Origin of the sequence: Chryseobacterium piperi (assembly GCF_002285635.2) — a bacterium.
GTDB classification, from domain to species: Bacteria; Bacteroidota; Bacteroidia; order Flavobacteriales; family Weeksellaceae; genus Chryseobacterium; species Chryseobacterium piperi.
On sequence record NZ_CP023049.2, the window covers coordinates 1,418,171 to 1,431,900 of the forward strand.

Consider the following 13,730-nt stretch of genomic DNA (forward strand, 5'->3'; position numbering starts at 1 on the left):
CTATTTCTACCGGAACATCCAGGAGTATTAGTTAAAAAAGGATAAATTTTATCAGTTGTTTGATCGTATAATATTAATCAATGGCAAAATCTGCACGCTTCACATCAGTACTCTTCCATGAATCCGGATAGTATATTTCTCAGAAACCTAAATCAGCTTTCTAGGTAAGTATTGCTAACCCCGGAATAGTGATCTAAACTGGAGCTCTTGAGTTAAACATCATAAAGTATCGTACTATTTTTCTACTATCCCATGCTCTTCTCTCATACTTCTTTTTTGTTTTAAATGCCACATCAGCAAGCATATCATCATATTTTTTCACCTATTGCGAACTTCGATATTTCAATAACCTTCTTGCCTCATTGCATTCTAACTGATCAATTCTAGTATCAATCTAATTGTCTTAACCTTTTATTGTTAATTCAAGAAATTCTCTAGTTTTTAGTTTCCAGGTAGAATAATTAGGAACTATGTTTTTTTTGTACATATTTCTTTTATCATCTCTTTCCACACCTTATTCACTATTCATCATCAGGAAGATCACTAGGTTCAACAAGTTCCCATTCATACAAATTTTCATCAGATTTGGATACCATTTGAAAATCAAAGGTTCTTTCAGCATAAATATCTTCAACTTCAGATTTTACAATTCCTATATACTTATTATCATCATCTCCTGCGCTCACACTTACTATCCCAAATTTTCCACTTCCCAAATACTCTAGCTTCCATTTGAATGTATCCTGATTTTCATAAGAAACAATAACAGGGAGTTTTTCCCAATAAGCAATGGCACCTTCCATTCCAAAATATTCTTTAAATACAATATTATATAAGTCATTTTCTAAAGGAGTAAATTTCCATAGAAAAAGAGGGGTTCCGTTATATTTAACAGGTATAAGGGCTAAATGGCCGACCCCCGGGAGATTATAAATAATGGAAAGACCAGATGCACTAAAAGTGATAATGTAGCTCTTATTCCTCTTTGGAAGATATATATATTTTTCGTGCGGTTCAATAAGCTCCCATTCATACAAATTTCCATCAGATTTGGATACCATTTGAAAATCAAAGGTTTCTTCAGCATAAATATCTTCAACTTCAGATTTTACAATTCCCAAATACTGTTTACCGTTGCCTCCCTCGTATACACTTACTAATGCAAATTTTCCACTTCCCAAATACTCCAATTTCCATTTGAATTCATCCCGATCTTCATAAGGACTAAGAATAGGATATTCTCCCCAATTAGCAATGCCGTGCATTTCTTTATCTTGTGTAATTACAATTTTATATAAACCATTTTCTATCAGAGTAAATTTCCATCGAAAAGAAGATGACCCATCATATCCAGCCTGTCTAACAGGCCAACCAAACGGCTCATTAAACCATTTATAAATAAGAGGAAGACCTGAGGCATTAAAATTGATTAAATATTCCCTATTACCCTTTGGAAGATATATATATTTTTCACTAGGTTCAATAAGCTCCCATTCATACAGATTTCCATCAGATTTGGATACCATTTGAAAATCAAAGGTTCTTTCAGCATAAATATCTTCAACTTCAGATTTTACAATTCCCAAATACTGTTTGCCGTTGCCTCCCTCGTATACACTTACTAATGCAAATTTTCCACTTCCCAAATACTCCAATTTCCATTTGAATTCATCCCGATCTTCATAAGGACTAAGAATAGGATATTCTCCCCAATTAGCAATGCCGTGCATTTCTTTATCTTGTGTAATTACAATTTTGTATAAACCATTTTCTATCGGAGTAAATTTCCATCGAAAAGAAGATGATCCATCATATCCAGCCTGTCTAACAGGCCAACCAAACGGCTCATTAAACCATTTATAAATAAGAGGAAGACCTGAGGCATTAAAATTGATTAGATATTCCCTATTACCCTTTGGAAGATATATATATTTTTCACTAGGTTCAATAAGCTCCCATTCATACAGATTTCCATCAGATTTGGATACCATTTGAAAATTAAATTCTCGTTCAGTATAAATATCTGAAACTTCAGATTTTACAATTCCTATATATCTATTATCACTATCTCCAGCACTTACACTGACTAAACCAAATTTTCTATTTCCCAAATATTCCAATTTCCATTTGAACGCATCATTATCTTGATACTCTTTAATGATCGGATGATTCTCTGAGCTATTATTTGCAAGAGCCATTATAGATTGATCTTGTCCATCTTTGATGCTAATCCTATAGATATTACTTCCTAAAGGAGTGAATTTCCAACCGAAAGAAGAAACCCTTCCATCATATTTAGCTTGTCTAACCGGCCAACCTGAAAACCATTTATAAATAAGAGGAAGACCAGAGGCACTAAAATTGATTAAATACTCTTTATTCCTTCTAGGCAGATATATATATTTTTCACTAGGTTCAATAAGCTCCCATTCATACAGATTTCCATCAGATTTGGATACCATTTGAAAATTAAATTCTCGTTCAGTATAAATATCTGAAACTTCAGATTTTACAATTCCTATATATCTATTATCACTATCTCCGGCACTTACACTGACTAAACCAAATTTTCTATTTCCCAAATATTCCAATTTCCATTTGAACGCATCATTACCTTTATAATTATTAATGACGGGATGCGCTGAGCTATTATTTGCAAGAGCCATTAAAGGTTCATCTAGTCCATGTCTGATCCTAATGCCATAGATATTACTTCCTAAAGGAGTGAATTTCCAACCAAAAGAAGATGATCCATCATATATTGCTTGTCTAACTGGCCAACCAAAAGGTTCATTAAACCATTTATAAATAATAGAAAGCCCGGATGCACTAAAATTGATTAGATACTCTTTATTCCTTCTAGGCAGATATAAATCTTTCGGGCTTATTTTAATCTCATCATCTAGAATATTTTCAATGATCCATAATTGATTCTCATCACCTGTATCTTCATATTGAGTTAATGCTTTATTATGTCCATTAGATTGAAGCATTTTTTGGCTATGTTGTACCTGTAATTTCCATACCCCTTTATCTTCACCCTCCTTTATAAAATCCCACTCCTGATGTACTCCTCCTATCGCTTTAGATTGGATAGCGTTTGCTCCATTGCCTGTAAAAACGCCTTCAATTTGTATTAACTTTTTACTAAATACATTCTTAATTGTACATACGTTATTTTTTTTCTTTTCTATAATCCATTGTTGTTTAGGGTCATTTTTATTATAAGACATTAAAACCACTGAAGTCCACTCAATATTGTTTTGGACCCCTATAGCCGTAAAAGTATTTTTATAAGGTTTTATGGAGTAGTATTTTGTTACTCGCTCTATTTTCTTAGAGTGGATAATCTCTTTAAAAGTAAATGTTGAGCCAAGATTTTCGCCTATCATTAATGTATTATTCTCTATAGATAAGGCTTTCCCAGTATCTTCAGCAACAATCTTCCATCCTTTATCTTGAACAACCAATTTCCAGACAGTTTCATAATCTTTTTCTTTTACATTAGATGTCACTTGAATATAGGCAAATCCATCATTTGACCGTGCAAGTTTTAATGATTGGTTCATAATATAAACTCCTTTACCTTCGTCTGCAGCAACGATCTGCCATTGCATCATTGAACTTTCATCATTGATATCTTTTAATACTACTAAGTTACCATCACCATTGTGAGTAAGCCATTTTTCATTATCAAATGATATATAATAATATTTATCAATCATAGAAAAAGAAGTAAATTTCAGCCTATTCAAATAACTTCTTTCCTCCGCAGAAACAATAGGGAGAGCAGGGTGTGAGTCAGGGGTTACCCGGAGGGTACCATTATTAAATATATTCCACCCCTGACTATAATAAAAATTAAATTGTCCATAAAACTGACTTGGATTATTGACCAGTTCACAATAGTGCCGATCTTCTTCGGATGAAGAACCGAACATTACGTTCTCTGAAATATATTGTCCGTTATCCATGTTCATAAGCTTGATATGTCCAGGCTTAAATTCCTCTACTTTCCAAAGTTGTGAACTTATTCCATCAGCTTTGGGCCATTGCACCACCATCGCTCCATTTTCAACAGGTAGATCTTTATCCAGAAATAATCGATTAACATGAGAAGAAATTTTGTATACCTCTCCTACTACAGGGATTTCTACACTCGCTTCCACAAAAAACCAATCGGAAAGAGGATTGTTCTTTTCAATAGGAACAATAGATAAATTTCCATGTTCTTTGTACGTATTAGGATCATCTTTCTTAAAGCCTATACCTGAAGATTTATCAATATCTTGTAAGTGAAAAGCTCCCCAATTTTGTATTACTGGTTTTATGTAAGGATTTCCTGATTCTTCATCCGAGCAGAAAATAATCTTTTCACCATTCTTTAATGTATCTCGGTTTATAATCATGCCAGAAGCAAGGTTTTCAAAAATAAAGTAATCTTCATCAACAATTGTTACTGTACTATCAATTGTCTGATAGGATCTGCGTAACCTCCATAACTCATCTATACTAAGTCCCGGCAAGGACTGCAAAAGTTCTGCATAGACTATTTCTTTTTGAATACTATCTGGTATATTTTCGAATTCATTGTACTTTTTCATCATTGCTGCCCCGGGCTTCAAAACCATTTTACTCTCACTGGACATGATTCTGAAAATGCCTCCTACCCGAGGTCTAAAAATTGGAAGCTCTCCTTCTTTAATACGTTTAAAATCATATTGTAATTGTAAGTGATTATCCTCAAGCAAATATTTAATCTCTGTTTTTTCAGATATTTTCATACCCTGATTATTGATAAAATAAGATTTCCATACATAATGATCTTCGGCAAAAGGAAGCATTGGTAAGATTTCAATATGCTCATCCTGAACAGGAACAGATAGGGTTTGGATCACATTTCCCCAAGTATCATATTCTTCAAAAACTATTTTTATCCCATTGGTAAGTGCATAAGGTATATTAAGGGGAATCATCCATTGTACTTTGAGCTCATCAATATCTACATGACTTCTTTCTCTTTTTTGGGCATCAATATGGACAAAGAGAGGAGCTTCAATAGTAACAGGGATTAAGGTATTCGGCCATAACCGAACCATTTTATTCAATACCGCTGATACTATTTGTAGCCGGTCGCTATATTCCCATCCGTCTTCTTTCATCCGGGAGATATAATCATCGAAAAGTTTTGCTGCCTGTTCCGGTTCCTCATATTCCTCAAGAAAATTCGCTCTGCTTTTGTTCATAAATTGTTCTGTAAAGCCAGACCATTTCGAGTCATACACTTGCTGAAGCAACTCTAGTAGACTGTCATATAATACTTCCTTAATATTCACCGCCATTTTAATCAGTAGATCATCATGCAATCCCAAAAGGTCATCATACATTTTAGCTTGTATACTTCCCAATTTCTTCAGATCTTGTTTTGCTTCGGTTTCTATCAATATAGCTCTGTACTCTACCATCGCCAATATCTGTGCAAACGAAGCCTGAACAACCTGTTCCGCCCGAAGGTAGATTTCTTCCGCCATAGGAATTAGATGTTTTTCCAATTGTTCCGAAAGAAATTGTCGCCAGTTGATGTTGCGACGTCTTCTATATTCCTCCAGATCAAAACTAGGTGCCGATGTACCGCTTAAAAAAGAATTGACTTCAGCATCCACATAGATATGATTTAAAATCAGGCTTTCAAAATCATCTGGGTTTTTATGTGGAATTAAAAAAGCCAACACTGAAATCATAGTAGTTTCAGGGCTCTTAGATGTTACATTCTCATCAACAAGTCCGGGATGAATCCCTAATAAATCAGCTAGGGTTTTAGAAAGTCCGTTAAATTTACATACATTAGAAACCTTTAGACTATCTAGAGCAACATTTCGTGACAATTGAGCAATCCATTCCGAATGATTTGTCAATATTTCAGGGACATTTCCTATATGCTGGTTGAGAATCTGTACAACAGATGGAAAAACAGTATAGATTTCCCGCTCCTTATAGTACAAATCATTAAAGTCTCTAGTAAAATCTCCATGATACAAATTAGGCTTTTTAAACTCTTGAATCAAATTATTAATTTTTAGCCTTGCTTCACTCAAAATATTTGACCAACTTTTCTTTGTAAACGTACTAGTAAAAGGGGTAATCTCGTTTACTTCAGCTGGAAGGTATTGGTTGTTTTGAAAATTAAAACGATATTCATCTACCTTCACCAAAAGCTGATCATATGATGGCATTTCAAGGTTTTTGGGTTTATTAGCAGGGACTTTAAAACTGACCCCAAGGTTTTGTTGATATACAGAATCATCATATTTCCATTTTTCAGGTACCTCTACACTCGAATCTACTGATGCCATTTTACAATCCTGTACTATAAGCCCTAAAGATATTTCATTAAATTCCCAACCGATCCCGTTAAAAGCAGCTTCCGTTCGATTATTGATTAAAATATCACTCAGCATCAATCTATAGGAGCCATTGTATTTACGATCAATAGTAGCTGCAGTATCTGTATAGAAGCTTCCTTTTGCAAAAATATTCATCATATCATTGGTATAAGCCCCTTTAAGTGTTCTTAAACCATGGAGTAAGCTATGGATAAAATCTATAAGCCCTCCTTTTTCAACATAATTGGCATAAGAATAGGAGTTAACATGTGGATACATGGCCACCACCGAGCCAGTAGACCTTCCTGCTATCCCATCTTCCATGCTGTATGGTAATTCATAATGAAAAATTCCTTGATTTGTTTGATGATTAGAAGGCGCCATTATCAATACACCACCTACTTTAGAACCATCTTTAAGCTCTAGATGTTCTAAAGAATTATCACCAATATACTCTAGTAACTTCGCTCCACTATATCCGTCACTAATAAGCTTAACAAATACTTGAACTCCTTTTACAAAATCTTCTTTAGCTTGTTGTGTATCTATTATATCTGATGAGGTCCCATCCTCATCCAGCCAGGGTAAATTTAGGGCTTCCGGCATTACATAGATCCCGGAGAATATTTTATAGGCATCAGCATAAGCAGCATCACCTTTCAGCTGGGTATAGGGGATCTTCATTTTTACCTTTGTAGAAAGAACATCATCAGCTCTTACCTTATAAATACCCTCAGTATTTTCCATTAAGTCTTTTCCATTTCTATATCCTCGCCATTCTTTCAGAAAATCATCTTGATCAAAACGATTTGAATGAATCTTTAAAATCTTCCAGCTCCATACGTCAGTCCCATAAGCCCAAGCTGTCAATCTGAGTAGATAAACCCTCAGCTTCTCCTCACCATTTTCTTTAAAGTTTTTTTGTTGTTTTATAAAACCTTCTACACTTTTAATAATTTCTTCTTTTCCCCTCATTTCACAATCTAACGGTCTAAGCTTTTCTTTCTCACGAAGCACCAACAAAAGCCGGTAATTGCTTTTATGATACGAGTGGTAAGAAAGTCGATAATAGTCCCTACTCAAGATAAAAATTTCAGCTAAGGAAGTTCTGATTGCTTCTAATCCTTTTATTTCTTTTTGGGTAAGAGGTTCATCATAAAATTTTTCAATAAGGTTCATCCAAATTCTGGAGCCGGAAGTATCTAACCGCTGATTTTTGTAGGCATGTAGATCCGGATATACTCCAGTCTCATACAGACGCCTTTCTTCACTAAGGGCATTAAAATACGATTTGAAATCCTCTCTGAATCTTTTTATCCATTCTTCAGACATTTCTTTTTCTGACTCCCGTTGAAGTACTTTAAAACTTTTAGCCAACGGCTTATTTTTAAAATCTTCACTTACCCATAAATCATCAGCATAAGTCCGAAAAGGATCTATACTCGATTCCAGACTTCCTTCCTGAGTATTCAGCCATTCTTTAAAAGTAACAAACCAGGCCGACCAACAAACCGCGATTGAGGCGTGTCCGAAATCAATCCCGGGAAATGCATAACGAACATACCTTCCCAATTCCCATTCTTTTATATTTTCCCACGAATAATCCGTGGTTAGCTTCTCTCCTTTTACCCATTTTTCTAAGACTACGTAAAGTTTTTGAGCAGAATACGTTGCATCTTGTCCTATCATCTGCATTTCCTTTTCTGAAGGTTGAAACCAATAGGGGTATATGCTATTTTTTGATTCAGAATTTTCCATAATTTCAAAATTTAATTTGTTGATCAATAATTGTAATAAAAAGCTTTTATATATTCATAATTCTCCTCTATTTAAGGGGTATTCTTGTGACATTCCACTTTTGTATATAGTCCAGATTATTTGGATCTATTTCTTCAAAACTCATTGTTTTAGAATCTTTTGAATACGTCAAAATACGATTACCAGATTCTTGTGAGTGAATAACAAATAGCCCCTTATTGGCCGTTTGAAAAATATAATCAGAGATGTTAAACTGATACGATTCATCAGGATATTGACTAAATTCTTCCCTATTTACAAGATCACTAACTAGCGTCGCTGTATATCCTTTTTCTTTAGTGTAACCAACAATTTTATCTTCATGAGTTACAATATAACGTGTATAATCCTCTTTCTCTATGCCATAGGCTTCGGGTTCCGCAATCATCCAGCTTTGCGACAAGAAATCAGAATCTGTACCTTTAAAATCAGCTTGTATTAAATTTGTATTGACTCCCTCACTTGCTAAAGCCTGCACTGCTTTTCCAGAAATTTTATTAATTATATTCCAACCACCTCTTAATGTATCATAGCTCACTTCCCATAAAAACTCTTCTCTTAGTTCATTATTGAGTATTTCAAAAATAACTTCCCTCTGAAGGTAAGGAGCCCTAAGAAGTTTATTCTCATTATCTAAAACATAATATAACCCTTCCTCCTGTAGTTCAAAACGAAATAAACATTTTTCGTTTTTATAATAGTTAATTTCCGCTTTATTATCGCCTTGCTGAGCTTTTCCCTCCGTACTATTTATTTTTCTCCAATTGGCCATATTGAGAATATTGTAAAATATTCCGACAGTAGGAAAGGGCTCAAATCTCCATTCCTGATTTTTCGTTTCTTTTTTTTGATAACTAATCAATATTCTTCCTGGCTCTATTACATTTCCAGCAATATCAATAGCATAATTATTTTTTTTATTAGAAACAATCATAAAAACATTTCCCTTAATCATATTCATGTCTAAATCCATATGATCATGATGTACATCATTTTGGTGAATTAACTTATCTCCGGGTTCAAAATCAATAAACTTTCCCGAATGAATATTCCTAAGATACCATACCCCATTAGACCTTAGTTTTAAAATCCACAGTTCAGCATAATGATAATTACGCCAAATGCACAGAGCTTCATTTGTATATGATATTCCAAAAGGTAATGAAAGAACATAATCTCCAGCTTCAGAAAATAATCTATATATCCCTCCATCTTTTAACACGACAGAATCTTCTTTGATAAAATTAAAATAAGTGTTAGGATTTTCACTCTCTATCAAACCAAAAATTCCATCCAGCTTCATACTATCATTCATTCCGATAAAGCGATTATCGACTTCGTAATTTCTTATTTGGTATCCTTGATCATCTATTTCTATATTCCACCTTTCTTCCGCAAACTCTTCTGATGATTTCACTACAAATTTCACTTCCGTCTGACCTCTAGCACTAAGAATACCAATATTAGAAGTATTCCGAATGAGATAAGTACCATCATTATGTTTCTTAAATTTCCATTTCTGGCTTTGTTTCAGGAAATAATTAGAGGATACAAGCTCATTGCCTATACTATCCAAAACAAATTTCGATGGATTATAAGAAAGAATATATTCATAGTAAGACTTAGGAAGCAAATGAGCATATTTAGAATTAGCCCTGCCATTAGTATTAAAAGTGTAAGTATGATGGGATGTTTCCCCTATCTTTTTAATGTCATCATGAATAAACGTTTCATTATTTTCCACCCCTTGAGGACTCCTAATACGAAAATGAAGATCTGCTGAATAATTAAATATATTTCTCCTGTTTTTAATCTCTTTTCTTGGAATAACAATACGTTGAGCCATTATGGGAACGGAAAAGCTTTCATATCCGTTAGGTCTGCGATGCCATCCGGATTGAGAAAAATCCGTTTCCATAACAATTTCTACACGAAGCAGATTCAGCAACTCTGTCGGGAGGTCATCTAGCAAGCTCCAATCCACTGTATAGGTCCCTATTCTGTCTATGTTGGCTATATCCGGAAATTCTTCTTTGGCCCTAATATTACTGATATGAAGTAAGGGTAAAGAATAGTTAATAAATTCAGGCCAAAAAAGGCCCTCAAAACATTCATCTAACCAAGAAAGGTCTTCAAGAGACATAGAAGTATCTTTTACTTTTGTTTTGGCATTATCAAAAATCTCATTTGCTTTTCTATTAACAAGCTCTCTCTTTTGATCCGTTTTATGGGCTGAAAAAGCGAGATGGTGGTATTCTTCCACATACTTCGCTCTTCTTCCCTCAATAATCTCTTCAGAATCCTTTTTAAAGTTTTGATTGTAGTATTCCCTCACCATCTTATGCAATAAATCTTTCGAATCCCGTATCGACTTAGCTGCAACCTCTTTTAGCATATCATCATACCTATCATACATTTCCTCTATCTGCATATGGGCAGTATATAATATTTTCTTTTTTGCCTCCTCATCTGGTTCTTTTTCTACAGTAAGTCTTGCTTTTTCCTCCAAAACAGCAACTGCTATTTCAAGAGATTCTCTGGCATTAGATTCAAAAATCCTATACATTTCCTCCATCTTGGGAAGAATTTCTTTTTTAGCCACCTGCACAATATAATATTTCCAAGACTCGTTCCTATACCCTATAAAATCATTCACAGGATCTGCAAGATTTTGGAGTTTTTTCACATAGTTTATAAAGTCTTCAATAATACTTTTAATATTAATAATGGCAAAAACAATCCCTACTACAGCTCCTATAACCACTCCAACAGGTCCCCCTATAACCGCTCCCGTCACTAATGCACCCAAAACAAAGCTTCCTATAATGGCTTGCTCTGCATTTCCCAATCTGATATCATCGATAATTCCCAAAATATCTCCTACTACAGGAATAATCCCTAAAGCTGCTGAAGCCTTCGTAAAATCATCAGCATCACTGTCAAACACATGAATAAGGTTTTTACCCCAATTATATATTTCTAGAGCATCCATACGGCTCGGTTTTAGAGCTTGCTTTAATACTTTTGTCGTTTTTTTGAAAATAACAACTTGTGAGCGAGGCGTAATCTTTGCTATTCTATATGAGTCTACAAATTGAGGTTTAAAAATATTATCTACTTGCCTCTTCTTCATAAAGTCTTCAACCAAATTCTTTGCTTTACGCTTAACTATAGTTAAAGGCTCTTGTTTTTTTTTTCTGTATATTTTTAATTCATCATCCGAAATAACTCCAGGGCGACATAAAAATAATCCATTGAACAAGCTACTCCCAATTCCTCTTTTATTTCTACGCAAAGAACAGGAAGGGATACTTTCAAGCCGTTCTGCTTCAGTATAATCAGGATGAATCGGATTATTGACTCGGTATGTTATAAATTCGTTATCAAGGTAATTTCTCCTAAATGAGGCCATAATTCTTCTCTCAGTAAATACCTCATAAGTGGGTCTTCCGCTCAGTGCAGTTAATGAATCTGCCAATATCATATCCTCTGTTGTAATTTCTGTATAGGCATGACCAACTAAATTCTCACGATAAACCAAGCGGTTATGAATTTCTTGACTTTTTATGGACCAGCCCTCCGGATCAAGTTCTGCAAGTACAGAAACCATAGTCCGCATATAATCATAGTCCGATCTATGCATATCAAATAGAGTTTGTAAATTGTAGATAATAGGATCCTGAATACCAGGCAAATAAACTAAACCTTGCCCAGTATCTATTCTATAACGATCAACACTATTGGTAACATAAGCTTCCACAACAGGAACGTTACTTACCTCTACTCTACCAAACTGATCTATCCTTTGTAAAGCAGTTACCGCATTTTGATATTCGATATCCAGAAGGGCCTGACGACTATGGCAAAGCTCGTGCAACAAACCAGAAAAAGGAGGCTGAAAATTTTGTGTACGTTCCACTTTTATAGTTACAACAGGATCTATCGATATAATGGATCCACTTCCAAAACCATTGCCCCAAATTCCTTTTAGTGAAGAATGCTCATTATATGCTCCCCTGCTAATATTGCCCGGACTTAATCCCATAATAAGAACATGTCCTACTTTTTTATAACTATAAATAGGATTTTCAATGTCTCCAGAAGTATTGATCCTTATCTGAAAATAACCTTCATTCGGATCAAAATTCTGAATTGACAGTCCTAAATTAGTCCTACCTTCATCACCGAATGTGGTAGTTCCCTGCGCATTATCCGTATTGGGGATAGGGGCTAGATTAGATAACTGTTCAATTAATTTTTTACCTGCAACACCAGATTTTATTTGCTCCAATTGCCCATCTACATAATCCATAAATTGTTGCTGTGCCTGAACTGTACCATAACGATCAAAAGCCAGATAGTTTTCTATCACATCATAGCCTCCAAATCTTGCTTCAGGCATAATAAAAATATTAGGCTCTATTTGAAATGCTTTAGTATAAACATTGAGAGGATGATAAGGAATCAACATTTCTACAATGTTGATATTGTCTACGGGAGTATTGTAATCAAATCGCATATTGTTAAACTTATTATTATATTATTATAAAGACCTCAAGTCCATTTCAAAAAACAGAACACAAATAAATTATGAAACTGATTAATAAAATAAACTTTAAATATCAATTAATACTTGCAATATAAAATATTTTACATATAACACAAATTATATATATATTTTTCATATTTATCAAAAAAAATTTAAAATAAAATATTAATATCTCTTTTGAATAAATTAAATCACATAATAAATCACATAAAAAGGAATTAAAATATAAAATAATCTAGCTGCTTTCATTTTATAATCAATTCCACACAATACAATTATCATACACATATTAATAATATCATTATATACATAAGTAATTACCATAAATAATATAAAAACAATAAACAATTAATATAATTAAAGAATTATTAATCGATATATTTTTTTTAAAAATATATTTCATTTCAATAAAAAATTCAGCCAGAACACTATTTCATTAAATTAATTTCTTATTTTAAGCAAAATAAAATATACGACGTTCTACATTTTTAACATTGAAGTATCCATATTTTTAGAAAACCATGTTTTATTTTAAATATTGGAATAAAAAAAGACCTTCAAATGAAGATCCTTTTATCCATGCCTATGATGACTTGAGCAGCATGTTTCAAGCATTCATATAAGCAGCTACTTTCTCTTCCAGATCATCCAGATTGAATGGTTTGGCAATATAATCATCTGCCTGTGCTCTTTCTGCTAATGAGGTAATATCACTGTTGGCTGTGATATAAATGACCGGAATGTGCTTAAACTCTTCATGACCTTTCAGAAGCCTTGTTGCTTCTACTCCTCCGATATTTGGGATCCAGTTGTCCATCAAAATTAAATCAGGCTGGAATTCGGAAACCTTTTGTATAATATCATGTGAGGTTTCTGAGATTTCAACTTCATATCCGCTTTCTTCAAAAATGATGCTTATTACTTCTAGAATAATGGTATCATCATCAAAAATTAAAATTCTCTTTTTACTCATATCCGGTTATTTTTTATCTCTAGTTTAA

At 33.7% G+C, this 13,730-nt stretch carries 3 protein-coding genes; all 3 read right to left on the reverse strand.

Annotation, left to right across the window (positions count from 1 at the left end; translation table 11 throughout):
* Window positions 1–521: 521 nt before the first annotated feature.
* Window positions 522–8,141, reverse strand: coding sequence for an RICIN domain-containing protein (locus CJF12_RS06295; protein WP_095591079.1), 7,620 nt, complete (start codon window positions 8,139–8,141; stop codon window positions 522–524).
* A 67-nt stretch (window positions 8,142–8,208) separates the two neighbouring features.
* On the reverse strand, window positions 8,209–12,699 hold the full coding sequence (locus CJF12_RS06300; RefSeq protein ID WP_034687193.1) for a M91 family zinc metallopeptidase: 4,491 nt from the start codon (window positions 12,697–12,699) through the stop codon (window positions 8,209–8,211).
* Between the two features lie 637 nt (window positions 12,700–13,336).
* Window positions 13,337–13,702: a response regulator gene (locus CJF12_RS06305; RefSeq protein WP_034687191.1), complete on the reverse strand. Its 366-nt coding sequence runs from the start codon at window positions 13,700–13,702 to the stop codon at window positions 13,337–13,339.
* Between the last annotated feature and the right edge of the window lie 28 nt (window positions 13,703–13,730).